The 26,451-nt window shown below is 72.5% G+C and carries 22 protein-coding genes; 14 read left to right on the top strand and 8 right to left on the bottom strand.

All coding sequences use genetic code 11. The features are described from left to right. Positions 1–73: 73 nt before the first annotated feature. Entirely contained in the window at positions 74–1,009 is a 936-nt protein-coding gene (locus ACIHCL_RS05595; protein ID WP_399857272.1) for a DUF3027 domain-containing protein, read from the bottom strand. Between the two features lie 386 nt (positions 1,010–1,395). Between ACIHCL_RS05595 and ACIHCL_RS05590 the strand changes: the two genes are divergently transcribed. Genes ACIHCL_RS05590 through ACIHCL_RS05575 form a run of 4 tightly spaced genes read left to right on the top strand, consistent with a single transcriptional unit; the run spans position 1,396 to position 5,073 of the window. After that, a complete protein-coding gene (locus ACIHCL_RS05590) occupies positions 1,396–2,853 on the top strand; it encodes an MFS transporter (RefSeq protein ID WP_399857270.1) in 1,458 nt (485 codons plus the stop codon). Between the two features lie 27 nt (positions 2,854–2,880). Continuing rightward, a complete protein-coding gene (locus ACIHCL_RS05585; RefSeq protein ID WP_399857268.1) occupies positions 2,881–3,360 on the top strand; it encodes a DUF2771 domain-containing protein in 480 nt (159 codons plus the stop codon). Positions 3,361–3,401: 41 nt separating this feature from the next. Further along, positions 3,402–4,214 (top strand): futalosine hydrolase, encoded by an 813-nt coding sequence (locus ACIHCL_RS05580; RefSeq protein WP_399857266.1) that lies wholly within the window; start codon positions 3,402–3,404, stop codon positions 4,212–4,214. Continuing rightward, complete coding sequence (locus tag ACIHCL_RS05575; RefSeq protein WP_399857264.1) at positions 4,195–5,073, top strand: 1,4-dihydroxy-6-naphthoate synthase; 879 nt, start codon at positions 4,195–4,197, stop codon at positions 5,071–5,073. The genes ACIHCL_RS05580 and ACIHCL_RS05575 overlap by 20 nt, the downstream gene beginning before the upstream one ends. Positions 5,074–5,169: 96 nt before the next feature. Here the strand turns inward: ACIHCL_RS05575 and ACIHCL_RS05570 are convergent, their stop codons facing one another. Then, positions 5,170–5,553, bottom strand: coding sequence for a cold-shock protein (locus tag ACIHCL_RS05570; protein ID WP_399857262.1), 384 nt, complete (start codon positions 5,551–5,553; stop codon positions 5,170–5,172). A 210-nt stretch (positions 5,554–5,763) separates the two neighbouring features. On the opposite strand from ACIHCL_RS05570, the gene ACIHCL_RS05565 reads away from it, so the two are divergent. Together ACIHCL_RS05565 and ACIHCL_RS05560 are read left to right on the top strand one after the other, a co-directional pair. Then, positions 5,764–5,988, top strand: coding sequence for a hypothetical protein (locus ACIHCL_RS05565; protein WP_399857260.1), 225 nt, complete (start codon positions 5,764–5,766; stop codon positions 5,986–5,988). Then, complete coding sequence (locus tag ACIHCL_RS05560; protein ID WP_399857259.1) at positions 5,898–6,272, top strand: DUF6177 family protein; 375 nt, start codon at positions 5,898–5,900, stop codon at positions 6,270–6,272. The genes ACIHCL_RS05565 and ACIHCL_RS05560 overlap by 91 nt, the downstream gene beginning before the upstream one ends. 193 nt (positions 6,273–6,465) lie before the next feature. Here ACIHCL_RS05560 and ACIHCL_RS05555 read toward each other — a convergent pair whose 3' ends face one another. Continuing rightward, on the bottom strand, positions 6,466–7,107 hold the full coding sequence (locus ACIHCL_RS05555) for an HAD family hydrolase (protein ID WP_399857257.1): 642 nt from the start codon (positions 7,105–7,107) through the stop codon (positions 6,466–6,468). Between the two features lie 241 nt (positions 7,108–7,348). Between ACIHCL_RS05555 and ACIHCL_RS05550 the strand changes: the two genes are divergently transcribed. From ACIHCL_RS05550 to ACIHCL_RS05535, 4 genes are read left to right on the top strand one after another with little or no spacing between them, the layout of a single operon-like run. After that, positions 7,349–8,359: a FecCD family ABC transporter permease gene (locus tag ACIHCL_RS05550; RefSeq protein ID WP_399857256.1), complete on the top strand. Its 1,011-nt coding sequence runs from the start codon at positions 7,349–7,351 to the stop codon at positions 8,357–8,359. After that, positions 8,356–9,462 carry a FecCD family ABC transporter permease gene (locus tag ACIHCL_RS05545; RefSeq protein WP_399857254.1) on the top strand — a complete coding sequence of 369 codons (1,107 nt, stop codon included), beginning with the start codon at positions 8,356–8,358 and terminating at the stop codon, positions 9,460–9,462. Before ACIHCL_RS05550 ends, ACIHCL_RS05545 begins: the two co-directional genes overlap by 4 nt. Next, positions 9,459–10,451, top strand: coding sequence for an ABC transporter ATP-binding protein (locus ACIHCL_RS05540; RefSeq protein WP_399857253.1), 993 nt, complete (start codon positions 9,459–9,461; stop codon positions 10,449–10,451). Before ACIHCL_RS05545 ends, ACIHCL_RS05540 begins: the two co-directional genes overlap by 4 nt. A 41-nt stretch (positions 10,452–10,492) precedes the next feature. Continuing rightward, positions 10,493–11,467 (top strand): ABC transporter substrate-binding protein, encoded by a 975-nt coding sequence (locus tag ACIHCL_RS05535; RefSeq protein WP_399857251.1) that lies wholly within the window; start codon positions 10,493–10,495, stop codon positions 11,465–11,467. A 103-nt stretch (positions 11,468–11,570) separates the two neighbouring features. Here ACIHCL_RS05535 and ACIHCL_RS05530 read toward each other — a convergent pair whose 3' ends face one another. Continuing rightward, positions 11,571–12,821 (bottom strand): hypothetical protein, encoded by a 1,251-nt coding sequence (locus tag ACIHCL_RS05530; protein WP_399857249.1) that lies wholly within the window; start codon positions 12,819–12,821, stop codon positions 11,571–11,573. A 178-nt stretch (positions 12,822–12,999) separates the two neighbouring features. On the opposite strand from ACIHCL_RS05530, the gene ACIHCL_RS05525 reads away from it, so the two are divergent. After that, positions 13,000–15,642: a helicase C-terminal domain-containing protein gene (locus tag ACIHCL_RS05525; protein WP_399857247.1), complete on the top strand. Its 2,643-nt coding sequence runs from the start codon at positions 13,000–13,002 to the stop codon at positions 15,640–15,642. 62 nt (positions 15,643–15,704) lie between these two features. Here ACIHCL_RS05525 and ACIHCL_RS05520 read toward each other — a convergent pair whose 3' ends face one another. Both ACIHCL_RS05520 and ACIHCL_RS05515 read right to left on the bottom strand, forming a co-directional pair. Beyond that, positions 15,705–16,334: an RloB family protein gene (locus ACIHCL_RS05520; protein ID WP_399857246.1), complete on the bottom strand. Its 630-nt coding sequence runs from the start codon at positions 16,332–16,334 to the stop codon at positions 15,705–15,707. Further along, positions 16,279–17,643, bottom strand: coding sequence for an ATP/GTP-binding protein (locus ACIHCL_RS05515; RefSeq protein ID WP_399857244.1), 1,365 nt, complete (start codon positions 17,641–17,643; stop codon positions 16,279–16,281). Before ACIHCL_RS05515 ends, ACIHCL_RS05520 begins: the two co-directional genes overlap by 56 nt. Before the next feature lie 289 nt (positions 17,644–17,932). Here ACIHCL_RS05515 and ACIHCL_RS05510 point away from each other — a divergent pair, with 289 nt between their 5' ends. Beyond that, positions 17,933–19,576 carry a DNA repair helicase XPB gene (locus ACIHCL_RS05510; RefSeq protein ID WP_399857243.1) on the top strand — a complete coding sequence of 548 codons (1,644 nt, stop codon included), beginning with the start codon at positions 17,933–17,935 and terminating at the stop codon, positions 19,574–19,576. 279 nt (positions 19,577–19,855) lie between these two features. On the opposite strand, the gene ACIHCL_RS05505 is transcribed toward ACIHCL_RS05510, so the two are convergent. Then, entirely contained in the window at positions 19,856–20,071 is a 216-nt protein-coding gene (locus tag ACIHCL_RS05505) for a hypothetical protein (RefSeq protein WP_399857242.1), read from the bottom strand. A gap of 612 nt (positions 20,072–20,683) precedes the next feature. On the opposite strand from ACIHCL_RS05505, the gene ACIHCL_RS05500 reads away from it, so the two are divergent. Beyond that, positions 20,684–22,798 carry a HelD family protein gene (locus ACIHCL_RS05500; protein WP_399857240.1) on the top strand — a complete coding sequence of 705 codons (2,115 nt, stop codon included), beginning with the start codon at positions 20,684–20,686 and terminating at the stop codon, positions 22,796–22,798. Between the two features lie 377 nt (positions 22,799–23,175). Here the strand turns inward: ACIHCL_RS05500 and ACIHCL_RS05495 are convergent, their stop codons facing one another. Beyond that, positions 23,176–23,865, bottom strand: a complete 690-nt coding sequence (locus ACIHCL_RS05495) for a copper homeostasis protein CutC (protein ID WP_399857239.1) — start codon at positions 23,863–23,865, stop codon at positions 23,176–23,178. Positions 23,866–24,116: 251 nt separating this feature from the next. Between ACIHCL_RS05495 and ACIHCL_RS05490 the strand changes: the two genes are divergently transcribed. Next, positions 24,117–26,408 carry a heavy metal translocating P-type ATPase gene (locus tag ACIHCL_RS05490; RefSeq protein WP_399857237.1) on the top strand — a complete coding sequence of 764 codons (2,292 nt, stop codon included), beginning with the start codon at positions 24,117–24,119 and terminating at the stop codon, positions 26,406–26,408. The last annotated feature ends 43 nt before the right edge of the window (positions 26,409–26,451 follow it).

Raw genomic sequence — 26,451 nt, 5'->3', positions numbered from 1 at the left:
GGCGCGGGGCAGACCCGGTGACCCGGGCGCGCCGGGGATCAGTGCGCTGCGGGCATCCGGGGAATCCGCCTGGTCAGGAGTGGCCGAGGTCCTCCGTGGGGGCGTCCGGCTCCGCCGGGACCGAGCCGGAGTCCGGGGCCGGGCGCAGCGGGTACTCGTCCACCCGCATCGTGTCCAGGGCGTGCGGCGCGGGCTTCGGCGGCTTCGGCATCACGGCCGCCTCGGAGTGCCCGCCGCACCCGTACGACAGGGACACCACGTGCCCGTCCGCCGGGCCGAACTCGTTGGCGCACACCCCGAACGCCTGCCGCAGCGAGCCCGCCAGCGGCACCAGGAACGCACAGCTCACGCAGGTCGCCGGGGCGGCCTGGGCCATCGGGGTCCGCGCGCCGAACCCCTCGTCCCACCGCTCGGCCGCATTGCGCAGCCCGTACCGCGACAGCACCCGGGCCCGCCGCATCCCGAGCTCGTCCGCGAGCGCCGCGATCGCCCCGCGGCTGGTCGTCGTGGGACGGGTCGTCAGCTCCGCGTCCTCGGTGTCGACGAGGTCGGCCATCTCCCGCGACACCTCGGACACCGCGGAATTCGGCGGCGGCTCGTCCTCGCCGGTGTAGCCGGGCTCCAGGCGGATGTCGTCGGCCTCGGTGGGCAGCAGGTCGCCGGGCCCCATGTCGCCGGGGCGCAGGCGCTCGCTCCACGGCACCCACTCCGGGGCGAGCAGCGCGTCGCCGCCGGGCAGCAGAACCGTCTCGTCAAGGGTGACCTTCTTCGCCCGGGACGCCCGGGCGACGGTCACCGCCCAGCGCCAGCCCCGGTAGCCGGGCTCCTCGCACTCGAAGAAGTGCGTGACGACCCGGTCCCCCTCGGAGACCACTCCCACGTGCTCCCCGACGACCCCGGGCGCGGCCACTTCCTCGGCCGCGGCGCGGGCGAGGTCCACCGCCTCGGCGCACAGGCGGTCGGGGGCAGGGGTACGGGCCGTACGCCTTCGCGTCGTCACAGCACTCACGGGTCTCGCTTCTCTCCTACGCCAGTCTCACGGGCGCGCCTGCACATCCATCGATTCTCGGCCGTGGCGGGTGCGGGCGGAGCGGACCTGGGGGCCGCGTCGACGTCCGCGCCCGTCGTGCCGGTCTCGGACGCACCTTCTGCTATCCATTCTGCGGGATCGCCGATAGGCGCGCGCCGAGAACAACCGCCGGTGGCGCGCTACGCACGCTACCCCCTTCGCAGTCCCCCGCCCACCTTCCCGTCCGGAAGCGGAGGATGCGCGGCCTCCCTGACCGGACCCGGCGCCGGTCAGGAAGGCCGGCCACTGGCCCGACAGGGCGGAGTGCGCCCGTGCCCCGGGCCGGTCCCGGTTCGGGGCCGCCGCCCCTGGGGCACTATGACGGGGTGACTTCCGCCCGGTCGCATCAGGATTCCGGCCCGCTCCGCAGGACGGGACGGATGGTCGGCCGTGCCCTTCGCTCCCCTTTCACAGGTGCTGCCCGGGGCATCCGGAGGGCGACGCACGCGCACGGCGCCGGGGAGTCCGGGCTGGGCAAGCTGATCGAACTGCACGCCGTGAACGGCGCGGGCGACGTGATGATCACGGTGGCGCTGGCCTCGACGGTGTTCTTCGCCGTACCGACGGACGAGGCCCGCGGCCGGGTCGCGCTCTACCTCGCCGTCACGATGGCGCCCTTCACGCTTCTCGCGCCGGTGATCGGTCCGCTCCTGGACCGGCTGCCCCATGGCCGCCGCGCCGCGATGGCGGGGGCGATGCTGGCCCGCGCGGTGCTGGCGCTCACCATGGCGGGCGCGGTCGCCACCGGCGGTCTGGAGCTGTATCCGGCCGCGCTGGGCGTCCTGGTCTGCTCGAAGGCGTACGGGGTGGTGCGCAGCGCGGTGGTGCCGCGGCTGCTGCCGCCCCGCATCTCACTGGTGAAGGCGAACGCCCGGGTCACGCTCGCCGGGCTGCTGGCGACGGGGCTCGCCGCGCCGATCGGGGCCGGGCTGCAGTTCATCGGGCCGGCCTGGCCGCTGTACGGGGCGTGCGTGGTCTTCCTCGGGGGAACGGTCCTCGCCTTCACCCTGCCGCACGAGGTCGACTCCGCGAAGGGCGAGCGCAGGGCCCGGCTGGTGCCGCCGTACGGCGTGCTGCCCCCGCGCCCCCACGTGGAGCGCCGCGAGAAGCCCCGGACCGCGGAGGGCGGCCGGTGGTGGGCCCGGGCCGGAAGGCGGTGGAGCCGGGGACGGAACGGTGAGCGCCGGCCCGGCCTGCGGACCGTGGGACCGTCCGTGCTGAACGGGCTCCAGGCCAACGCCGCCCACCGCGCGCTCTCCGGCCTCCTCATCTTCTTCCTGGCATTTCTGCTGCGCGACCAGCCGCTCTCCGGTCAGAGCGCCGCCGTCTCGCTCGGCATCGTCGGTGGGGCGGCCGGGGCCGGCAATGCGCTCGGCACGGCGGTCGGGTCCTGGCTGCGCGTCCGCGGCCCCGAGCTGATCGTCGCCTCGCTCCTGACCCTGGCCCTGGGCGTCGCCCTGCTCACCGCGCTCTTCTTCGGCACCGTCACGGTCGCCGCGCTGAGCGCGACGGCCGGTTTCACCCAGGCCCTGTCGAAGCTCTCGCTGGACGCGATGATCCAGCGGGACGTGCCCGAGGAGGTGCGGGCGTCCGCGTTCGCGCGGGCCGAGACGGCGCTCCAGATGGCATGGGTGGCGGGCGGCGGCATCGGCATCGTCCTCCCCCTCAACGGCGTACTGGGCATGTCGGTCGCCGCGGGGGTCCTCGTCCTCGGCGCCGCCACGTCCGTACGGGGGCTGCTGGGCGCCGCCCGACGCGGCTCGCCGCACCCCCGCGTGGCGTGAGCCGGGGCGACCGATAGCCTTCGGCTCATGACCGTTGCGTTCTTCTCCGGTAAGGGCCGTCGAATCGGCGTCGCTCTTGGTGCCGTTTCCGCAGGAATCCTTGTCCTCTCCGCCTGCGAAAAGCCGACGCCGCTCGCGACCGTGACGGTCGGCGGCAACTCGGTGAGCTCCGAGGCGGCCTGCTACAACGACGGCAAGCCCCTCACGACATCAGAGATCAAGAGCTGCCTCAACAAGAAGGCGGAGAAGACCGTCGAGGTCGCGATGGACGACAAGGTCCGTTTCGGCGTCGAGCCGGAGATCGCCGACAGCGGCTGGACCCTGTTCATCAACGGCCAGCAGGCCGAGCAGGAGCCGTACAAGAAGACCTACCGGTCCATCCCCGGCAGCGCCTTCTTCTCCAGCCAGACCGGTGAGACCGCGAACAGCACGCAGGTCAGCATCGTCGAGACGCAGGGCAAGAACCTCACGGGCATCTGGCACTTCGAGCTGAAGAAGACGTCCTGACCCGCCCCCTGACGGCCTCCGGCCCCGAAGGGCCCCTTCCTGTGCGTGTGCTCGTCGTGACCGCCGTCCCGGCAGAACGGGACGCGGTCACGCGTGCGTTCGGGGACGGGACGCCACCGGCGGTGCGCCGGGTGGCCGGTGCCGAGTTCCACCGCGTACCCGGCCCCGGCGGCCCCGGCATCGTCGTCGATGTGCTCGCGGGCGGTGTGGGACCGGCCGCCGCGGCCGCCGCCACGGCCTTCGGCCTCGCCGCCGGGCACCTGGCCGCCCCTGCCCCGGTCCCCGGATCCGGGGATGCCTCCGGGCACGCGCCGGGCCGCTCCCCGTACGACGGCGGCTGCGCGCCGTACGGCCTCGTGGTCTCGGCCGGGATCGGCGGCGGGTTCCTGCCCGCTGCCCCGGTCGGCTCGCTCGTCGTCGCGAGCGGGATCGTCGCCGCGGATCTGGGCGCGCAGACCCCGGACGGCTTCGTGCCCGTCACCGCGCTCGGCTTCGGCCGCGACCGGCACGTACCGCCGCGTTCGCTGGTCCGGGACGTGGCCGCCGCGACCGGTGCGCTCCCCGGCGAGATCCTCACCGTCTCCACCGTGACCGGCAGCGCGGAGCGCGCCGCCGCCCTGACCGCCGCGCACCCGCGGGCCGCCGCCGAGGCCATGGAGGGCTTCGGCGTCGCCGAGGCCGCCGACCAGGCCGGTGTACCGGTCCTGGAGCTGCGAGCGGTCTCGAACGCGGTCGGCCCGCGCGACCGCGACGCCTGGCGCATCGGGGACGCGCTGGCCGCACTCACCGAGGCGTTCGGGAAGCTCGCCCCCGTACTGGAAGGTTGGACCCACCATGACCGAAACCACGCCTGAACCACCGCGCGCCCCTCGCTCCCCGCTGAGCATCACCTACTCACCGTGCCCGAACGACACCTTCGTCTTCGACGCCTGGGCGCACGGAAGGGTCCCCGGCGCGCCCGCCCTCGACGTGACCTTCGCCGATATCGACATCACCAACGGCATGGCCGAGCGCGGTGAGGGCGACGTCCTCAAGGTCTCGTACGCGGTGCTGCCGTGGGTGCTCGACGAGTACGCGCTGCTGCCGTGCGGCGGGGCGCTGGGGCGGGGCTGCGGACCGCTGGTCCTCACCCGGGAGCCGGGCACGGATCTGACGGGGCGGACGGTCGCGGTGCCGAGCGAGCGCTCCACCGCCTACCTGCTGTTCCGGCTCTGGGCTGCGGACGTCGTTCCGGGCTGGGTCGGCGAGATCGTCGTCATGCCGTTCCACGAGATCATGCCCGCCGTGCGCGATGGGAAGGTGGACGCCGGTCTCGTCATCCACGAGGCGCGTTTCACGTACCGGAACTACGGGCTGCACAGCCTCGCCGACATGGGCCGGCACTGGGAGGACACCACCGGGCTGCCGATCCCGCTCGGCGCGATCATCGCGAAGCGGTCGCTGGGCGCGGAAACGCTGAGGCGGCTCGCCGAGTCGGCGCGCACCTCGGTGCGGATGGCCTGGGACGAACCGGAGGCGTCACGGCCCTACGTGCTGGAGCACGCCCAGGAGATGGACCCGGCCGTGGCCGACCAGCACATCGGACTGTATGTCAACGAGTTCACGGCCGACCTCGGCGAGGACGGCTACGCGGCGGTCCGCGGGCTGCTGACCCGCGCGGCGGCCGAGGGACTGGTCCCGCCCCTCGGCCCGGACGCGCTGTCGTTCGTCTGAATCCCGGCTGTCCTTCCGGAGCCGGTCCGGAAGGACAGCGCCGTCCTGCGCGTCGAGCCCGTCCCGCACGTCCGGCTGGTCCTACTCCAGCTGGTCCTACACGTCCAGCTGGTCGGCGACCGCGCGCAGCAGGCCGGCGACCTTCTTGCCGGCCGCCTTGTCCGGGTAGCGGCCCCGCTCCAGCATGGGTGTGATGTTCTCCAGCAGGGTGGTCAGGTCCTGCACGATGGAGGCGAGTTCGTCCGGTTTGCGGCGCTGTGCCGCCGCGACGGACGGAGTCGGTTCCAAAATCGTCACCGACAGCGCCTGGTCCCCGCGCTGACCTGCGACGACACCGAACTCGACACGCTGGCCGGGCTTGAGCGCGTCGACACCGTCGGGAAGCACGGAGGAGTGCACGAAGACGTCGCCGCCGTCGTCGCGGGAGAGGAAGCCGAAGCCCTTCTCGCTGTTGAACCACTTGACCTTGCCAGTCGGCAAAGCACGCACCCCATCTCAACCTGTATGCCGGAACAAAGCCTCAGCAGGTCAGGCTATCCAGTGGTGGTGCTCCCCTGCTGGCAGCAGCCTCCCCAGCGGAGTACCCCTAGTCAAGCCTGGTCATCCGGACCTTTGTCCGGAAACGATGCCTGCTCCGCCCACCGCAACCCGCGGGGCGGTCCTGTCGCCGTCGGGAACTACCCTGGCGGGGTGAGTACTACACCTCCTGGCGCGGGTGACCGGCTGGTCCGTATCGGCGCGATCGTCTTTTTCATCGGCACGCTGGCCACTCTGGCCACGGTGGCCCCGCTGTTCCTCGGCACCCGTCCGCTGCCGCCCATCGCGTGGTCGCTGTGCATGCTGATGGGTGTGGGCTTCCTGATCGCCGCGGCGGGCGTGATCCGCTCCGTGCGCGCGGGCGCGCGGGAGCGGTAGGGCCGGGTAGCCCGGCGGATCGCGCGCCCCACCCACCCGCCGAACCGCTCCGGCCGGCTCCGACTCCGGCTCCGGACGGACTCGCCCGAAGGCACCCGGCTGATGAGCGGCTCGTCCTGGGCGGTGCCCTGGAACGGGCCTGGCATACGCTCACCGAAACCCCGCCCGTCCGGCTCGGTCCGGCCACCCTGCACTACACGCTCGGCGACGGCACCGACCTCGCTGCCTGGCAGCGTCCCCAGCAGATCAACGACCGCATCAGCGGCGCCGGGCAGAAGGAATGAGCGGGAACCTCCGAAGTGCGCTCGGGAACCACGACGGTGCGTGACGCAACGCCTCCCCCACCAAGGACCTGATGGCGAGCTCCCGGATGGCAGTCACCCGGCACGACCACGCGGAGATCCTGCGTCTGCTCGATCACCCGGAAGGTCCGGACGAGGCCCCGGCGCAGGACAGGGCAAGGCAAGGCCCGTGTGCTCAGCGTGCGGCGTTGTACGTCTCCAGCCAGGACGGGAACTCCGTCAAGGAGGACAGGACGACATCCGCGCCGGCCGCCCGGAGTTCGGCGGCGTCGCACGGCCCCGTGGTGACCGCCACCGACAGGGCGCCGGCCGTGCGTGCACCCCGTACGTCGCCTATGTGGTCGCCCACGTACACGGACGCACCGTGCTCGTGCAGCGCCTCCGCCTTGGCCTCCGCCCACAGACCGCCGATCAGCTCGTCGGGCTCGATCCCGAGATGGGTCAGATGGAGTTCCGCGCTCGGCCGGTACTTGGCGGTGACGACGATCGCCCGGCCGCCGCACTCGCGGATCGCCGCGAACGACTCCCGTGCACCCGGCAGCGCGGGTGTCGGAGTGATGGCGTGCGCGGGATAGATCTCCCGGTACCGGTCGGCGGTCGCCGCCACGACATCGGCCGGAAACCAGTTCCGCAGTTCGTCGTCGACTGGCGGACCGAGCCTGCTCACCACGAGGTCCGCGTCGATCGGCGTGCCCGTCTCCGCGGACAGCGCCAGGTAGGTGGCCTTGATGCCGGGCCGGGAGTCGATGAGCGTCATGTCGAGGTCGAAACCGACCGTCAACGGGATCGAGGGCTGAGACAAAGACATGGGTCCCATTGTCGCGGAGCCGAGTACGCCACATCCGACCCGACAATCCGAGTAGTCCGAGTAGTCCGAGTAGCCTGAATGGCCCGAGCAGTCCCGAATGACCCGATTTCAATAGTGGCCCCGAGGGCCCGGATCGGCCCCGATGGTCCCGGTAAAGCCGGTACGGCCCTCGGGCCGTACGACGACGATGCTTAGACTTAGCCAAGCCTAACTTTGCTTCACCGCTCCACTCGCCGTCCGATTGGGTCCGATGTCAGCCGCCGCACCACGCCGCTCCAGACGCGCACTCGTGACGGCGGCGGCCGTCGCGGCGCTGCTGATGGCGGTGCTCCTCAGCCTGGCCGTGGGGGCCCGCACCATACCCCCGTCCGAGGTGTTCGACGCCCTGCTGCACGGCGGGAACTCCAACGAAGCCGAAGTCGTCCGCAACATGCGGGTGCCGCGCACCCTGATCGGGCTGATGGTCGGCGCCGCACTGGCCCTGGCGGGCACCGTGCTCCAGGGCATCACCCGCAACCCCATCGCCGACCCCGGTGTCCTGGGCATCAGTCAGGGCGCGTCGGTGGGAGTGGTGCTGGCCATCGCGTACGCCGGCATCCACACCCTGACCGGATACGTGTGGTTCGCCTTCGCGGGCGCGGCCATCGCCTCGGTCGCGGTGTACGCGGTGGCCTCCAGCGGCCGCGGGGGCGCCACCCCGGTGAAGCTCGCCCTGGGCGGCGCCGCGATCAACGCGCTGCTGCTGTCGGTGACGACGGGGGTGCTGACGACCAAGGCGTCCGCGCTGGACGAGTTCCGGTTCTGGCAGGTGGGCTCGCTCGCCGGACGCGAGGCCGTGGTGGTCGGGCAGATCTGGCCGTTCCTGCTGGTCGGGGCCGTGCTGGTGCTGTCGGTGGCCCGCGGCCTCGACGCGCTGGCGCTGGGCGAGGACGTCGCGAAGGGGCTCGGGCAGAAGATCGCGACGGTGCGGATCGTCGGCGGCATCGGTGCCACCGTGCTGACCGGTGTCGGGGTCGCGGCGGCCGGGCCGATCGCGTTCATCGGGCTCGCCGTCCCGCACATCGCCCGCGCGATCGTCGGCGCCGACCACCGCTGGGTGCTGCCGACGGCGGCGCTGATCGGACCCGTGATGCTGCTCGTCTCCGATGTCATCGGCCGCGTCCTGTTCCCGCCGAGCGAGGTCCCGGCCGGGGTGATGACGGCCCTGCTCGGCGTCCCGTTCCTGGTCACGCTGGTGCGCCGGAAGGCGGTGCCCGCATGAACACGCACACGGCCGACCGGGTGCGGCCCACCACCGGTCGCCGGATGGCGCCCACCGGATACCGCGTCATACAGATCGGAGCGCGCGGCCGGCTCCTGCTGCACCGGCGGGCCCTTGCCGTCGCCGGCGGCCTCGTCGTCCTGCTGGCCGCCGTCTGCGTCGCGTACCTCTGCGTCGGCGAGAGCTTCGTCGCGCCCGGTGAGGTCGTGAACGTGATCCTGGGCCGACCGTCCCCGGACGAACTGGTCGTCGGCACGCTGCGGCTGCCGCGCATGACGGCGGGGCTGCTGGTCGGGGCGGCGTTCGGGATCGCCGGCGCACTGATCCAGACCGTCGCCCGCAACCCGCTGGCCAGCCCGGACATCATCGGCATCAGCCAGGGGGCGAGCGCGCTCACGGTCGGCGCGATGACGTTCGGCATCACCTCTCACACCGTGCTGCCGTATCTGTCCGTCGTCGGCGGGGTGGCCGCGGCGGCGCTGGTGTACCTCTTCGCCTGGCGCGGCGGGCTGCACGCCACCCGTTTCGTGCTCATCGGCATCGGCTTCGCCATCGCACTGCGCTCGCTCACCACCCTCTTCATGACGAAGGGCGACTACCTGGTCGCCCAGCAGGCGAAGATCTGGATGACCGGCTCGCTCAACGGCCGGGGCTGGGCGGAGGCCGCGCCGATCGGCTGGACGCTGCTGCTCCTGCTGCCCGCCGTGCTGTGGGCGGCGCGGGCACAGCGCACCGTCTCGATGGACGACGACACCGCGACCGCGCTCGGGGTACGGCTCGGCCGCGTACGGCTGGGGCTGGTCGCCCTCGGCGTGGTCCTGGCGTCCGTGGCGACCGGAACGGCCGGACCGGTCGACTTCGTGGCGCTGCTCGCCCCGCAGATCGCTCGTCGCCTGACCCGCACCGCGCAGATCCCGCTGCTGTGCTCGGCGCTGCTGGGCGCGTTGATCGTGGTGTCGGCGGACCTGCTGGCCCGCAGGCTCTTCTCGCCCACCGAACTGCCGGTGGGCGTGCTGACGGCGGCGGTCGGCGCCCCGTATCTGATCTGGCTGATCATCCGCGGTCACGGCGGCGGTCGCGGCCGTAGTGGAGGTACCGCATGAGCTCGACCCGTACGTCCGACACGTCCGGCGCATCCGGCGCATCCGGCACGTCCAGTGTTCCCGACGCATCCGGTGTTGCCGACACATCCGGTGCCCCCGGTACGAACGGCGTTCCCGGTACGACGGGTGCTTCCGGGGCCGCGGCGGCGCGGAACGCCGACAGCCGGCTCACCGCGCGCGGCCTGACCCTCGCGTACGAGGACCGCACCGTCGTGCGCGAACTGGACCTGGCCGTGCCGGACGGGCAGGTCACCGTGATCGTCGGCCCGAACGCCTGCGGCAAGTCGACCACCCTGCGGGCGCTTGGGCGGCTGCTGCGGCCGAGCGGCGGGGCGGTACTCCTCGACGGCACCGAACTGTCGAAGATCCCCACCCGACGGATCGCCCAGTCGATCGGGCTGCTGCCGCAGACCCCGGTGGCCCCCGAGGCGATCACCGTCTCCGATCTCGTCACCCGCGGCCGACAGCCCCACCAGCACTGGTGGCAGCAGTGGTCGGAGGAGGACGAGCGGGCGGTGACGGACGCCATGGAACGCACGGACGTCACCGCGCTGGCCGACCGGTCGGTGGACGAACTGTCGGGCGGTCAGCGCCAGCGGGTCTGGATCGCGATGGTGTTGGCCCAGGAGACCGACCTGCTGCTGCTCGACGAGCCGACCACCTACCTCGACATCGCGCATCAGGTGGAGGTCCTGGACCTGGTGCGGCGGCTCACCACCCCCGCGGCGGACGGCACCCGGGGCCGGACCGTCGTCACCGTGCTCCACGACCTCAACCAGGCCGCCCGGTACGCGGACCACCTGGTCGCGATGAAGGCGGGGCGGATCGTCGCCGAGGGCCACCCGAAGGACATCGTGACCGCGGACCTCGTGCACGAGGTCTTCGGGCTGGACGCGGTGATCGTCCCGTGCCCGGTGACCGGTTCGCCGCTCGTGGTACCGGGGGCGCCCTGGCAGCCCGCCACGACCGGCAGACCGACCGCACCATGACCGGGCCCGGCACCCCACACCCCCTCGACGAAAGGCCGTCCATGACCACCCGCCGCCGCCGTGCCCTCTCCCTGGGCGCCCTCGCCCTGACCGGGACGCTCGCGCTCTCCGCCTGCGGCTCCTCGGACTCCGGCGGTTCCTCCGGCACCGACGCCGCCTCCGCCAAGACCCACACCGTCAAGACGGCCATGGGCGACGTCAAGGTGCCCATGCACCCCCGGCGCGTCGTGGTGCTCGACACCGGTGAGCTGGACTCCGCGCTCAGCCTCGGCGTGCAGCCCGTCGGCGCGACGCGCTCCGCGACGGAGGACGGTTTCCCCGCCTATCTGCCCGCCGAGCGGACGAAGGGGATCAAGGTGGTCGGCGAGATCGCCAACCCCAACCTGGAGACCGTCGCCTCGCTGAAACCCGACCTGATCCTGACCAGCAAGGTCCGAGACGGCGACCGCTACGAGCAGCTCAGCGCGATCGCCCCCACCGTGATGACGGAGTCCACCGGGTCCGCCTGGAAGCAGAACTTCGGGCTGCACGCGGAAGCCCTCGGCAAGCAGGACGAGGCGAAGAAGGTCCTCGCCGCATACGACGCCCACGTCGCGGAGGTCACGAAAGCGCTCGGCGGCAAGGAGAAGGCGGCCACCACCGAGGTCAACTTCGTCCGGTTCGTCGAAGGCGCCGACATCCGCATCTACGGCAAGCAGAACTACATCGGCTCGATCCTCGCCGACCTCGGCCTCGGCCGCCCCGCGATCACCGACAAGGCCAAGGACGGCTTCTCGTACGACGTGTCCCCCGAGAAGATCGACCTCGCGGACGCGGACGTCATCTTCACATCGACGTACGGCAGCCCGCAGAAGGCGGGGACGAAGAAGACGATGAACAGCGGCCTGTGGAAGGAGCTGAAGGCGTCGAAGAACGGCAAGGTCTTCGAGGTCGACGACCGCCTGTGGATCGGGGGCATCGGCTACACGGCCGCGGACAAGATCCTCGACGAGCTGCAGGCGGACATGACCAAGTGACGGCGCGACAGGGGCGATTCGCGTATCGCGCCGCTCGCGTATCACGCCGCCGGGCACCCTGACGCCCTTGGTGCCCGGCCCGTCGTCCGCCCGTCCTGCGCGCTCATCCCGCCCGTCGGCGCGCCCGCCACACCAGGAACGCAGCCGAGGCCACCGCGGCCATCCGGACCACCACCGGCCACATCCCGCTCATCGCCTGCGCCAGCCCGTCCTGCGCGATCGGCTCGCCCCAGCGGCCGTCCATGCGGCCCCAGAGCCAGACGATCGCGCCCGCCACGACCACGCCGGGCAGCCCCATCGCCGCCCACTTCGCCTCGGCACGGGACAGCGTGCGCGAGGTGTACGCGAGCAACCAGCCGGCCCCCAGGGCCAGCCAGGAACCCAGCACCGCGCCCGCGACCAGCAGCGCGGCGGCGACCAGCAGCAGCGGGTGGGAGAACCCGCGCCGCGCCGCGCCGCCGTCCTTCGCCTCGCGCGGGGCGCGGCGGGGCAGTCCCAGGAGCCGGCGGCGGCGCGGCGCCGGCTCGTCGGGGCCGGTGTCCTCGGCGGAGGGTTCGTCCTCGGTCGCCGCGTCGGCTTTCCCGTCCGCCGCCGTACGCGGACGGGGAACGGTGTCCCCCGCCGACGGCTGCCGCACCATGGCCGGGATCTCGATGCCCCCGGTGAACCCCGGCACGTCGACCCCGGCGCCGAACGGCCCCGGCTCGACCAGCCACCAGTCGGGTTCGTCCCCGGACGGCCCCAGTTCGTCCGTACCGGCCATGTGCGGAGGCGAGGGTACCCGTCCGGGCATCTGCGGCGGGGGGGCGTCGTCCGGCGAGGAGCAGGGCGCCTCCGGTTCCTCCGGGGCGCCGCCACCCCCCCGGTCCTCCCGGGCCGCCTGATCGTCCGGAGCGAGCCGACCGCCGCGAACCTCCGGTGCCGGGACCGCCGGGACCGCCGCGCCCTCGCCCGCACCCTCGCCCGAACCCGTCTCCGTACCCGTACTCGCCCCCGGTCCCTCTGCCGCCCGTGACGCGCCCCTGCCGAAGGCGTCCTTCCTCAGCAGCCCCCGGCGCACCTCGCGCGGACCGGGGACGTCGCGTGCCGGCCGCCGCGGCGGCGACTCCACCGAGCCATCACCGTCCGGCGTGGCCGCCGCGGCGACCAGTTCGTCCGGTGTGCCGAGCCTGCCGATGATGCGGCGGACCGCCGCCGGGGTGTCCGCGGACTGCTCCCGGCGCTGCCGGTCGATCTCGCCCCGGAGTGTCGACACGAGCTTCATGCGGGCGCCCGAGGACAGTTGCTGCTGCTGAGCCAGGTCGCCGACCCGGCTCAGATAGTCGTAGACGAGCTGGTCGCTCTCGATCCCCACCGCGCTGGTTCCCCTCCTGCCGCTTGCACCGCCGACGGTAGCGCCCGGACCCGTCCGGGGCGACCACCACGGACCACGGGCGGCGACGGGCGGCGACGACCGGGGAACGCCGGACGGCGGCCATCGACGAACACCGGGATGAGGCTGTCCGGGACGGACAACGACTACGGTGGGGCGGATGGGGACGACCACACCACCGCGGACGCTCGCCGAAGCCATCCGCGCCCGGAACGACGAGTCGCTGGCTGCGCTGCTGCGTGCCCGCCCCGATCTCCTCTCCCCCGTACCCAACGACATCACCCAGCTCGCGACGAGAGCCGGTACCCGCGCCTCCGTCGTACGGGCGCTGGAGCACCTCGACCGGTTCGCCCTCCAGACCGCCGAAGCACTCGCCGTGGCCCCCGACCCGGCCTCGTACGAGACACTCCTCGGCCTGCTCACCGGCGACGACCGGAACGCCGACGAGCCGCCCGACACAAGCGAAGCCGAGAACAGAGACGAACGCACCGCCACCGCCGAAGGCGAAGGCAACCAGCACGGCACCGGTGACCAGCGGCGCGGCGCCACCGGCACCACCTTCGCGGGCACCGCCGCCGAGGCGAACGCCGACGCGATCGCGGAAGCGCTGCCCTCCGCCCTGGCCACCCTGCGCGAGCAGGCCCTCGCATGGGGCGAGGACGACCGGCTGCGGCTGGTCCGCACCGCGCGCGAACTCCTCGCCCCGTCTCCGCGGCACCCCTCCCCCACCGGTCTGGGCCCGACCGTCGCGGAGGCCACCGCCGGGATGTCGCCGGGCCGCCTCCAGGAGATCCTGGCCGCCGCCGGGCTGCCCGCCACCCACGACCCGGTCTCCGCCGTCACGGCCCTGACCGGCCTCTTCACCGACCGGGCCGCCATGGCCGCCCTGCTGGACACCGCCCCGGCCGAGGCCCTGTCCGTCCTGGACCGGTTGGTGTGGGGGCCTCCCTACGGCGAAGTCACCGCGGCCCCCGCCCCACCCGTGCGGTGGCTGCGCGACCGCGGACTGCTCCTGCCCGTGTCGGCCCGCACCGTGGTGCTGCCCCGCGAGGCCGCCCTGCATCTGCGGGCCGGGCGCGCCCACCGCGTACCGGAGCCCCGGCCGCCGGCGGTCGAGACGGTCGCGCACCGCGATCCCCAGGCTGTGGACAGCGCCGCGGCCGGTCAGGCGTACCTCGCGGTGACGACGGTCGAGGAACTGCTGAAGGGCTGGAACGGCGGCGGTCCCGCCACGCTGCGGGCCGGCGGGGTGGGCGTACGCGACCTGAAGCGGACCGCCGCCGCCCTCGACGTCCCCGAGCCGGTCGCCGCGTTCTGGATCGAACTCGCCTACGCGGCCGGACTGGTGGCCTCCGACGGGGAAGCCGCGGAGCGGTACGCGCCGACACCCGCGTACGACGACTGGGCCGACCTCCCCGCCCAGGAGCGCTGGGCGTGCCTCGCCACCGCCTGGCTCGCCGCCACCCGCACCCCCGGACTGGTCGGCGGCCAGGACGCCAAGGGCCGGCCGCTGTCCGCCCTCGGCCCCGGCCTCGACCGCTCGGCCGCGCCCGAGGTGCGCCACCGGGTCCTGGCCCTCCTCGCCGCCCTGGATCCGGGCGCTGCCCCCGACCCGGAGACCGTCCTCGCCCGGCTCCGCTGGGAACGCCCCCTGCGCGCCGCGTCCACGGCCTCATCGGCCTCCGCGGCGGCGTCCGCTTCCGGCTACGGTCCTGGTTCCGGTGCCGGCGGGGACACCGCTGACCTGCGGTCCCGGATCGCCCTGTGGACGCTGAGCGAGTCCGAACTCCTCGGCATCACCGGCCGCGGCGCGCTCGCCGCGCACACCCGGGCCCTGCTCGACGCCGGTCCCGCCGAGGCCGCCGCGCTGCTCGCGCCGCTGATCCCCGAGCCCCTGGACCACATCCTGCTCCAGGCCGACCTGACCGCCGTCGCGCCCGGCCCGCTGGAACGCCCCCTGGCCGACATGCTCTCCGTGCTCGCGGACGTCGAGTCGAAGGGCGGCGCCACCGTCTACCGGTTCACGCCCGGGTCCGTACGCCGTGCCCTGGACGCGGGGAGGTCGGCGGCCGATCTGCACGCGTTCCTCGCCGCGCACAGCCGCACGCCGGTGCCGCAGCCGCTCAGCTACCTCGTCGACGACGTGGCCCGCCGCCACGGCCATCTGCGGATCGGCGCCGCCTCGTCCTACGTGCGCTGCGACGACGACACCGTGCTGAACGAGATCCTCGCCGACAAGCGCGCCTCCACCCTGCGCCTGCGCCGCCTCGCCCCGACCGTCCTGGCCGCCCCGGTCGACCCGGCGTCCCTGCTCGACGGCTTGCGCGAGATGGGGTACGCGCCGGCCGCGGAGTCCGCCGAGGGCGATGTCCTGATCACCCGCGCGGGCGCCCACCGCACCCCGCCGCGCACACCCCCCGCCCCCGTGCCCGAGGGGCCCCCGGTCCCCGACGCCACCCTGCTCGGCGCGGCGATCCGGGCGATCCGCGCGGGGGACGCCGCCGCGATGGTGCCCCGCAAGGAACCGCACGGGAACTCCTCCGCACCCACCCCGCCCGGCTCCCTGCCCCGTACCTCCGTGGCCGAGACCCTCGCCACCGTCCAGGCCGCCGTGCTGACCGGCTCGGCGCTCTGGATCGGCTACGTCAACGCGGAGGGCGCGGCCAGCCAGCGCGTCATCGCCCCGGTGAAGGTCGAGGGCGGCTACGTCACGGCGTACGACCACACGGCCGACGGCATCCGCACATACCCGCTGCACCGCATCACGGGCGTGGCCGAACTGGCCGACGACGCCGAGCCGTGAGTGCCGACGAGCGCCTGGAAAGGCACCCGTCGGCACTCCGCCCGCTCCGGGAGCCCGGTGTCTCAGGCCCGCCCGTGCCGCGCCGCCTTCAGCAGCCCGACCAGCCGGTCCACATCCGTCCACGGATTGTCCGCGTATCCCTTCTTTCGTCCCCGTAACGCTCGGGCCAGTTCCTCGGCCCGAGCATGGCCGTCGCGAAGGCTCTCGTACACCAAGTGCTTGCGGCTGGCGGAATACCCGCAGGAGCCGAGCTTCTCCAGGGCTTTCTGTGCCTCGGCCGACGTGCAGTACCCCCGCACATCCTGAAAATGCAGCAGCAGCCAGAGTTCGAAGCAGGGGTTTGTGAGCGCCACCTCGATCCCATTCCGTCTGGCCAGTTTCAGCGCGTCCGCCAATCCTTCGTGCGGAGCCGGCGCTTCGACATCGATCACACACCAGACCTCGTCGTACGCGGTCCATCGGTCGCTCGCGGAACTCGGAGCCCGGTTCTTGTGCTCGATCGCCGCTTTGACGAGGGACTTCGGCTCACCGTGCTCCCCTCCGAGACAAACCGCCACGGGAAGAGCGCGCAGTTCGGCTCGCAGACCTTTGAAGTACTGGTGCTCCGTGCACTCTCCCTCGCAGTAGATGAGGAACCTACGCTGCTCCGGTCGCGCGCCCCTTGTCCGCTTCAGCGGCTTGCCCCGCTTCACTCCCACCCCCACGCAGGATCGCTGCGGCGATGTCCCGCAGCACTTCGTCGTCCAAGTGCGGCACTGCCCCATAGCGTCCGCCCAGGTACCGCTTCTCAAGGTTGTCGGCGGAATCGCGTACCGAGAACTCCGTCATGGGAAACAACCGCGTCGCAAGTGTGTGCGGATCCTTCTCCGTGAACCACACCTGGTCCCTGAAGAGTTCGGTCCGGACGTTCCGGCCGAGCAGAGCTGCCTCATGTGTACTGAACACCAACTGGGCTCCGGCCCGATTGGTCTCGGGCGACTGGAACACACCGACCAGGGCGTCCACGAGATATGGATGCAGACGCGCGTCCAGCTCGTCCACGCAGAGAACGCCCCCCTCGGCCAGCGTGGTGATCACTGGACCGATCAGGCCGATCCATGTCCGCGTCCCACTCGATTCGTATACGAGGTCGAGCGGGAAGACTCCGTCTGCCGTGCGGTGCTCAACACGCACACGCTTGCCGTGATCGTGCTGGATCCGGACCTTGTCGCCCAGCGCGTCCCTGAGCGCCCGAGTGATCCGCTCGTGCTCCTCCCGCGCCGCGGCGTCCTGCTCCTTGATCTCCAGTCCGGACACACCGAGATCCGCGAAGCGGAGCAGGGCCATGGCGGATTCCGCCGTATTTTCCGCACCGTCGGCGAGGCACAGCTGCACGGTGTGATCGAGCCGTTGCGGAAAGTCGCGGTCCGTCGCCATCCTCAGCCCGTCTCCGAACCAGCGGAACACCTCACGGAGCTGTTCGTGTCCCTGCGCCGCCGCAACCGACAAATAGAGGCTGTTCGGCCTCAGGAGTTCGGCAATCAGCTTGCGTCGCCCGGTGAGCCACCGCCCGAAGAGGACCTTGTCATCGGCTCCGCGCTCGTAGAGACGGCGCCGATGACCTTCGGGGTAGTAGTAGAGCCACTCCTCAGTCACCCGGTCGTCGTCGACCGAGAAGCCGAACTGATGGCGTACTCCGGCCACGACGAAGTCGACGGCGAACGAGCTGGGGTAGGAAGAGGCTGCTGGTCTGAGGGCGAACGGTCGACGCGGGACTCCGCCGCGGGGATCCCAGCGGCGGAACGATGTCAGCACCGCCGATCGCATCCAATCGAGGGCGTCGATGACGTTCGACTTCCCGGAAGCATTGGTGCCGTACACGGTCGCGACCGGAACCGCGCGGAGTTCACCGCCCGGCACTCTTGCCTCGGCGCGCTCCGAATGGTGATCGGTAGCGACGAGAGACAGCTCCTGCTCCTCCCGGAGCGAAGCGTGATTCGTGACCTGGAACCGAAGCAGCACAGCAGCTCCTCCAAACATTGAACAATGTCGTTGACCAGGCTTTCTCGTCGAGCTTTGACCATACTGCCCACCGAACGACATCGCATGGCGTTCTCACTCATTCGCTCGGCGCGAATCTGGAGCCCATGCAACGAGCGGTCATCCGCCCCGGTCGCCCGGTACCCGCGTCCGGTCTGGTGCACGACGTGGCGCACGACCCACGCACCGGGCCCGCGCATGCGGCAGACTGGACGTTTGGCCGTTCCCAGCCATTCCCGGCCGTTCCCCGCAGCAGAAAGGGCCGACGCGCGTGACCGGACCCCTCATCGTCCAGAGCGACAAGACACTGCTCCTCGAAGTCGACCACGACCTCGCCGACGCCTGCCGCCGCGCCATCGCGCCGTTCGCAGAGCTGGAGCGGGCGCCCGAGCACATCCACACCTACCGGCTGACCCCGCTCGGGCTGTGGAACGCACGCGCCGCCGGGCATGACGCCGAGCAGGTCGTCGACGCGCTGGTGCAGTACTCGCGCTATCCCGTTCCGCACGCGCTGCTCGTCGACATCGCCGAGACGATGGCCAGGTACGGCCGCCTCACGCTCTCCAAGCACCCGGTGCACGGTCTCGTGCTGACCTCCACCGACCGGCCGGTGCTGGAGGAGGTGCTCCGGTCGAAGAGGATCCGGCCGCTGGTCGGGGCGCGGATCGACCCGGACACGGTCGCCGTGCACCCGTCGGAGCGCGGGCAGATCAAGCAGACGCTGCTGAAGCTGGGCTGGCCCGCCGAGGACCTGGCCGGTTACGTCGACGGCGAGGCGCACGCCATCGAGCTGGAGCAGGACGGCTGGGCGCTGCGGCCCTATCAGAAGCAGGCCGTCGAGGGGTTCTGGCACGGCGGCTCCGGTGTCGTGGTGCTGCCCTGCGGCGCGGGGAAGACGCTGGTCGGGGCCGGCGCGATGGCACGGGCCAAGGCGACCACGCTGATCCTGGTGACGAACACCGTCTCGGCCCGGCAGTGGAAGCACGAGCTGGTGAAGCGGACCTCGCTGACCGAGGACGAGATCGGCGAGTACAGCGGCACGCGCAAGGAGATCCGGCCGGTCACCATCGCGACGTACCAGGTGCTGACGACTCGCCGCAAGGGCGTCTACCCGCATCTGGAGCTGTTCGACTCCCGCGACTGGGGGCTGGTGGTCTACGACGAGGTGCATCTGCTGCCCGCGCCCGTCTTCAAGTTCACCGCCGATCTGCAGGCCCGGCGGCGCCTCGGGCTCACCGCGACGCTGGTGCGCGAGGACGGCCGTGAGTCGGACGTCTTCTCGCTGATCGGGCCGAAGCGGTTCGACGCCCCGTGGAAGGAGATCGAGGCGCAGGGCTACATCGCGCCCGCCGACTGCGTCGAGGTACGGGTCGATCTGACGGACTCGGAGCGGCTCGCGTACGCGACCGCCGAGACCGAGGAGAAGTACCGGTTCTGCGCCACGACCGCGACGAAGCGCAGGGTGACCGAGGCCCTGGTACGCAAGCACAAGGGCGAGCAGACTCTCGTCATCGGGCAGTACATCGACCAGCTCGACGAGCTCGGCGAGTACCTGGACGCGCCGGTGATCAAGGGCGAGACGAGCAACGCCCAGCGGGAGAAGCTGTTCGACGCGTTCCGCGAGGGCGAGATCAGCGTCCTCGTGGTGTCGAAGGTCGCCAATTTCTCGATCGACCTCCCGGAGGCGACCGTCGCCATCCAGGTGTCGGGGACGTTCGGCTCGCGTCAGGAGGAGGCGCAGCGGCTCGGCCGGGTGCTGCGGCCGAAGGCGGACGGGCACGAGGCGCGGTTCTACTCGGTGGTGGCCCGCGACACGATCGACCAGGACTTCGCGGCGCACCGCCAGCGTTTCCTGGCCGAGCAGGGGTACGCGTACCGGATCGTGGACGCCGACGAGATGCTCAGCGGCGGCTGACTCTCGTACGGGAGGCGGGCACGGGGGCCGGGCCGGCCTTCGTACGGGGGTGTGCCGGCTCCGTGCGGAGGAGGCGTGCCGGCTTCGTGCGGTGAGGCGTGCTGACGTCTTCAGGGGTGGGCGTACTGGTCTTCGTGCGAAGGCGTACGGGGCCGCTCAGCGCGTACCCGGACCGGCCGGCACATGCGGGGGACGCTCAGTCGTGTGCGTTCAGGCTGCCCGGTACTCAGCCGGGTTGTCCGGTGCTCAGCCGGGTTGTCCGGTGCTCGACCGGGGTGCTCAGTGCGTACCGGCACCGGTACGCGTGTGACTGCGGGTGTGGACGCCCACTTCCTCGGCGTACTCGCCCATGACGATCACGCCGAACGCGGCGCGGGCGTAGACCTTGACGGCACGCAGGGTGCCGCCGAAGCGGCGGGTGCGCGGGTGACCGGTGGCCGCCGTCGCGCCGTGCGCGGGGGCGGTGCTGCGGGGGTTCAGGGTGACGGTGCTCATGTGATCCATGGTCCTGTTCCCGTCCCCCGCGCGCGTCGGCCCACGGGCGGAACCGGGAGGCCGGGCGGGTAGCCCTGACGGGCCGTAGCCGCTCCTCTCCGCGACGGACCCGTCCCCTACGGGTCGCGGCCCGGCGTCTCGGGGACGGCCCGGCATCCGACGGCACGCTACGGAGACGGCCCCGGTGCCGAGAGGCGGGCCCCGGTGCGAAGGTGAGGGGCGGGTCCCGGAAACGGCCCGGAGACGGCCCCGGCGTCAGGCCGAAGCGGCCCCGGACCAAGGGCACGGCCGCGGACACCGGCGCGGACACGGCCCCCGGGCGTGAAAACCGTTCGCTCCGGGCCGGAACGGCCGATACAATCGCCGGTCTGCCCGCCTCCCGCACCGTGGTACCGGCCCGCGCCGGCAGCCGGGGGAGTGCCGCCGACCGGACGGAAACCGGCCGACATCCGTACGCGCACACCACCCGCGTACACCCGTGATCGATCCCCGAGCGGACCGCATCGCCCCGCGCCCGGCCGTACCGCACCGAACCGTGCCGTGCCGAATCCGTGCCGCTCCGTGGGTGAGGTGCGGCCCGCCGTCCTGCGTCGAACAGCCGGAGGCAACACCGTGCCCGCGCACGAACACGAAAGCGTCACCACCGATCCGCTGGTCCGGGAACGCGCCCATCTGGCCGCGTCCCGCGCCGCGCTGCGCACCATGCGCGAGGACGCCCAGGCCCTCGACATCAGTGATGTCACCGCGAACTGGGTCAACGCGGCCGTCCTCCAGTCCCAGATCGACGAGCGCATCAGGTCCCTCGCCGATCTCGCCCACACCCCGCTCTTCTTCGGGCGCCTGGACTACCTGCGCGCGATCGGTGCCGAACAGGCCGAGGGGGGCGATGGGGAGCGGTTCTACATCGGCCGCCGTCACGTCCACGACGCCGACGGCGACCCGATGGTCGTCGACTGGCGCGCGCCCGTCTCGCAGCCGTTCTACCGGGCGTCGAAGAAGGACCCGCAGGACGTCGGTCGGCGCCGCCGCTTCGGCTACACCGGCGGTGAGCTGACCGCGTACGAGGACGAGGACCTCACCGACCCGACGGGGAATGAGCGCACCAGCAGGCTGCTCCAGGCGGAGATCGAGCGGCCCCGCGTCGGCCCCATGCGGGACATCGTGGCGACGATCCAGCCCGAGCAGGACGAGATCGTCCGCAGCGGCCTGGGTGGAACGGTGTGCGTCCAAGGAGGCCCGGGGACGGGGAAGACGGCCGTCGGCCTGCACCGGGTCGCGTACCTGCTCTACGCGCACCGTGAGCGGCTGGCCCGGACCGGGACGCTGGTCATCGGGCCGAACCGGTCCTTCCTCCACTACATCGAGCAGGTGCTTCCGGCCCTCGGCGAGCTGGAGGTGCGGCAGGCGACCGTCGAGGACCTGGTGACGGCGGGTACGCCGGGCATGGCGGGCGCGTCGGGCGCGTCAGGTGCAGCGGGCATCGAGGTGCGCGGTACGGATGCGGCGGAGGCCGCGGTCGTCAAGGGCGACGCCAGGATGGCCGAGGTGCTGCGGCGGGCGCTCCGTTCCCATGTGACGATGCCGACGGAGCCGGTCGTGGTGGTACGCGGTTCGCGCCGCTGGCGGGTGCCCGCGTACGAACTGGAGGAGATCGTCACCGAACTGCTGGCCCGTGAGATGCGGTACGGAGCCGCCCACGAGGCTCTGCCGCAGCGCATCGCGCACGCCGTCCTGGTCCGGATGGAGGAGGCGGGCGAGGCGCCGGACGACCGGGTGCAGAACGCGGTGGCCCGTAATCCGGCGGTGAAGGCGGCCGTGAAGGCGATCTGGCCGGCCGTCGACCCGGCGAAGCTGGTGCTGCGTCTGCTGTCGGACGCGGAGTTCCTGGCCGCGCACGCGGACGGGCTGCTCACCGGGGACGAACAGAAGGCGGTCCTGTTCACGAAACCCGCCCGGAGCGTGCGGTCGGCGAAGTGGTCGGCGGCGGACGCGGTGCTGATCGACGAGGCGCGCGATCTGGTGACGCGTACGCACTCCCTGGGCCATGTGGTGCTCGACGAGGCGCAGGACCTCTCCCCGATGCAGTACCGGGCGGTGGGCCGCCGCTGCTCGACGGGGTCGGCGACGGTCCTCGGCGACCTGGCACAGGGGACGACGCCGTGGTCGACGGAGAACTGGGCCCAGGCGCTGCGTCATCTGGGCAAGCCGGACGCGGCGGTGGAGGAGCTGACTGCGGGCTTCCGTGTGCCGCGCGAGGTGATCGCGTACGCCTCGCGGCTGCTGCCGGTGATCTCGCCGGGGCTCGCGCCGGTGGAGTCGGTACGGGAGTCGCCGGGTTCGCTGGAGGTACGGGCGGTGGCCGATCCGGCCGAGTTGGACGCGGCGGTGCTCGCGGCATGCGAGGAATCGCTGGTCCGGGAGGGCTCGATCGGTCTGATCGCGGCCGACGCACGCGTCCCGGCGCTGGCCGAGGCGCTGACCGCCGCGGGCCGCGTGTATCTCTCCCCCGGTGAGGAGACCTCGGCCGAGACCCGGCTGATCCTGGTGCCGGCCTCGCTGGCGAAGGGCCTGGAGTACGACTACGTGGTGCTGGACGAGCCCGCCGCGGTGGTGGACGGCGAACCGGACGAGCGCACCGGGCTGCGGCGGCTGTATGTGGCGCTGACCCGTGCGGTGTCGGGGCTGACGGTCGTGCACGCGGCGGCGCTGCCGGAGGAGTTGGCGTAGCGAAGGGGCGGCGCCGGGGGACGGGTACGGGCCGCCTCGCACGGGGCACAAGCCATCCGGCACGGGGCACGGGCCGTCCCACGCGGGGTACAGGCCGTCGGCACGGGGGCGCGGTGCGGTCACAGGCCGTTCCGCACGCCCCCGCGCCGCGTATCCCGGCACGGCTCGTACGGAACGTCTTCCCGCACGCCCCCGTGCCGGCCGTCCCGGCTCCCCGCCGGCCCCGCCGGGCGGGCACCCGACCGCGAAGGCCCCGCCCGCGCCCCGCCCGACGGGTGCCCGGCAGGAGCATCCCCGTCGCGGAATCGGCTCACCACGGGCCACACCGCAGACGGGCTCCCGTCGGCCGGGCCCCGCCGGGCGGACGCCACGCCCCCTCACGCGTCGAGGACCGTCCGCCATTCCCGTACCGCCGCCGCGTCCACCGGGCCCGACCAGCCCTGCGGGCGGGCCGCGCCGCCGATGTGCACCGCGTCGATGCCCGCGGCCAGCAGTTCCGGCAGATGGTCCAGGCGCAGGCCGCCGCCCACCAGGATCCGCGGCTCGTACCCGGGTTCGCCCTTGCGCGCCATCTCGGCCACCAGGGTCGGGATGCCGTCGTCGACGCCCTTCGGGGAGCCCGCCGTGAGATAGGTGTCCAGACCGGGCAGGTCCGCCAGTTGCTTGCGCAGCATGTCCCGGTCGGCGGAGCGGTCGATCGCCCGGTGGAACGTCCAGTGGCAGCCGTCCAGTTCGGTGACGAGCCGCTCGACGGCGTCCAGGTCCGGGCCGCCCTCGGCATCGAGGAAGCCCAGGACGAACTCCTCGGCGCCCGCCTCCCGCAGTTCGTGTGCCTTGGCCACGAGCACGTCGAGGTCACCGGCGGCGAAGCCGCCCGCCAGCCTGATCATCACCCGTAGCGGGAGGTCCACCGCCGCCCGGATCTCCGCGAAGGTCGGGCGGGGCGGGGTCAGGCCGTCCGCCGCCATGTCGGTCACCAGCTCCAGCCGGTCCGCACCACCCGCCTGGGCGGCGACCGCGTCCTCCGCGTCGAGAGCGATCACCTCCAGGACTGCACGGTTGCTCATCGGATCCCCATCCTCCAGGAAGCGCCAATAGGTCAACAGGTCTAGTCCAATGCCACCCTACGGGGAGATCTCCCCCGGACACAGCCCGAATACGAGCCGAGCGCCGTGAGGTCGGACGCATCCGGCCGCCCAGACACGCACGCACCGGGCGCCCTGGGCATTCCCGCCTTGCGTTTAATAGGGGTGGGGGGTATACCTGAAGGCGTAGGCATACCCCCCAGGGGTATGGGATCTCCGCCAGGGAGGACATCGTGTCCGCGCATACCGCCACCACCGGCACCGGTCCCGGCACGCTCGCCGGGACCACAGCAGAGGTCGAGCTCGCGATCGGCGGCATGACCTGCGCCTCCTGTGCGGCCCGCATCGAGAAGAAGCTCAACCGGATGGACGGGGTCGAGGCCACCGTCAATTACGCCACCGAGAAGGCCAAGGTCAGCTACCGGGGCGAGGACGTCTCCGTGCAGGACCTGATCGCCACGGTGGAGAAGACCGGTTACACGGCGCACGAGCCCGCTCCCCCGGCCGCCGCCGAGAAGGAAGCCCCCGCCGCGGGCGAGGAGGACGCCGAGCTGACGGTGCTGCGGCAGCGGCTGGTCACCGCCGTCTCGCTCTCCGTGCCGGTGATCGTCCTGTCGATGGTTCCGGCGTTCCAGTTCGACTACTGGCAGTGGCTGGCGCTGACGCTGACGGCTCCCGTCGTCACATACGCCGCCTGGCCGTTCCACCGGGCCGCCTGGACCAACGCCCGGCACGGGGCGGCGACGATGGACACACTGATCTCGGTGGGCACCTCGGCAGCGTTCCTGTGGTCGCTGTGGGCGCTGTTCTTCGGCACGGCCGGGATGACCGGCATGACGCACCCCTTCGAGCTGACGATCAGCCGCAGCGACGGCGCCGGGAACATCTACCTGGAGGCCGCCGCCGGAGTCACCGCCTTCATCCTCGCCGGGCGCTACTTCGAGGCCCGTTCCAAGCGGAAGGCGGGCGCGGTCCTCAAGGCGCTCCTCGAACTGGGTGCCAAGGAGGTCACCGTGCTGCGCGGCGACCGGGAGGTGACCGTGCCCACGGCCGAGCTCCAGGTCGGGGACCGGTTCCTGGTCCGTCCCGGCGAGAAGATCGCCACGGACGGTGTCGTCGTGGAGGGTGCGTCGGCCATCGACGCGTCGATGCTGACGGGTGAGTCCGTGCCGGTGGAGGTCGGTGTCGGCGACTCGGTCACGGGTGCCACGCTCAACGCGGGCGGCCGGCTCGTCGTCGAGGCGACCCGGATCGGCGCCGACACGCAATTGGCCCGGATGGCGAAGCTCGTCGAGGACGCGCAGAACGGCAAGGCCGCGGCACAGCGCCTCGCGGACCGGATCTCGGCGGTCTTCGTCCCGGTCGTCATCGCACTCGCGCTCGGCACACTCGGTTTCTGGCTGGGCAACGGCGCGGGCCTGACGGCCGCGTTCACGGCCGCCGTCGCCGTGCTGATCATCGCCTGCCCGTGCGCCCTGGGCCTGGCCACCCCGACCGCCCTCATGGTCGGCACCGGACGCGGCGCCCAGCTCGGCATCCTGATCAAGGGCCCGGAAGTCCTGGAGACCACCCGCCGCGTCGACACCATCGTCCTCGACAAGACCGGCACCGTCACCACCGGCCGCATGACCCTCCTCGACATCCACACCGCCGACGGCACCGACGAGACCGACGTCCTGCGCCTCGCCGGCGCCCTGGAACACTCCTCCGAACACCCCATCGCCCAGGCCGTCGCCGCCGGAGCCGCCGAACGCACCGGCAACCCCCTCCCCAACCCCGAGGACTTCACCAACGTCCCCGGCCTCGGCGTCCAGGGCATCGTCGACGGCCACGCCGTCCTCGTCGGCCGCGAACAACTCCTCGCGGAGTGGGAGATCCACCTGCCGGCCGAGCTGGCCCGCCGGAAGGCCGAGGCGGAGACCGGGGGCCGGACGGCCATCGCGGTCGCCTGGGACGGGGAGGCGCGCGCGGTCCTGGAGGTCGCCGACGCGGTGAAGGACACCAGCGCGGAGGCGATCCAGCGGCTGCGGGGCCTCGGCCTCACCCCGATCCTGCTGACCGGTGACAACCGGGCGGTGGCCGAGGCGGTCGCGGCCGAGGTCGGGATCGAGAAGGTGTACGCGGAGGTCATGCCCGAGGACAAGGTCGACGTCGTCAAGGAACTCCAGTCGCAGGGGCACTCGGTCGCCATGGTGGGCGACGGGGTGAACGACGCGGCGGCGCTCGCCCAGGCCGATCTGGGCCTGGCCATGGGGACCGGCACGGACGCCGCGATCGAGGCGAGCGACCTGACCCTGGTGCGCGGCGACCTGCGGGCCGCGCCGGACGCGATCCGGCTCGCCCGCCGGACGCTGGGCACGATCCGTACGAACCTGTTCTGGGCCTTCGCCTACAACGTGGCCGCCCTGCCGCTCGCCGCGGCCGGACTGCTCAACCCGATGATCGCGGGCGCGGCGATGGCGTTCTCCTCGGTCTTCGTGGTCGGCAACTCGCTGCGGCTGCGGGGGTTCAAGGCTGCGTCGTAGCACCGCCTCCCCGGCCCCGACGGGGCCCGTCCGGCCCTCCTCC

Origin of the sequence: Streptomyces sp. NPDC052042 (assembly GCF_044548345.1) — a bacterium.
In the GTDB taxonomy this organism is placed as follows: domain Bacteria; phylum Actinomycetota; class Actinomycetes; order Streptomycetales; family Streptomycetaceae; genus Streptomyces.
The sequence above is the reverse complement of the archived record's forward strand: the minus strand, read 5'-3'. Positions and strand labels throughout refer to the sequence as shown.

Excerpts from the sequence above, each read along its gene's own strand:
- ACIHCL_RS05585 (WP_399857268.1), top strand. The coding sequence starts at position 2,881 with ATGACCGTTGCGTTCTTCTCCGGTAAGGGCCGTCGAATCGGCGTCGCT.
- ACIHCL_RS05575 (WP_399857264.1), top strand. The coding sequence starts at position 4,195 with ATGACCGAAACCACGCCTGAACCACCGCGCGCCCCTCGCTCCCCGCTG.
- ACIHCL_RS05555 (WP_399857257.1), bottom strand. The coding sequence starts at position 7,107 with ATGGGACCCATGTCTTTGTCTCAGCCCTCGATCCCGTTGACGGTCGGT.
- ACIHCL_RS05550 (WP_399857256.1), top strand. The coding sequence starts at position 7,349 with ATGTCAGCCGCCGCACCACGCCGCTCCAGACGCGCACTCGTGACGGCG.
- ACIHCL_RS05545 (WP_399857254.1), top strand. The coding sequence starts at position 8,356 with ATGAACACGCACACGGCCGACCGGGTGCGGCCCACCACCGGTCGCCGG.
- ACIHCL_RS05540 (WP_399857253.1), top strand. The coding sequence starts at position 9,459 with ATGAGCTCGACCCGTACGTCCGACACGTCCGGCGCATCCGGCGCATCC.
- ACIHCL_RS05535 (WP_399857251.1), top strand. The coding sequence starts at position 10,493 with ATGACCACCCGCCGCCGCCGTGCCCTCTCCCTGGGCGCCCTCGCCCTG.
- ACIHCL_RS05525 (WP_399857247.1), top strand. The coding sequence starts at position 13,000 with ATGGGGACGACCACACCACCGCGGACGCTCGCCGAAGCCATCCGCGCC.
- ACIHCL_RS05505 (WP_399857242.1), bottom strand. The coding sequence starts at position 20,071 with ATGAGCACCGTCACCCTGAACCCCCGCAGCACCGCCCCCGCGCACGGC.
- ACIHCL_RS05495 (WP_399857239.1), bottom strand. The coding sequence starts at position 23,865 with ATGAGCAACCGTGCAGTCCTGGAGGTGATCGCTCTCGACGCGGAGGAC.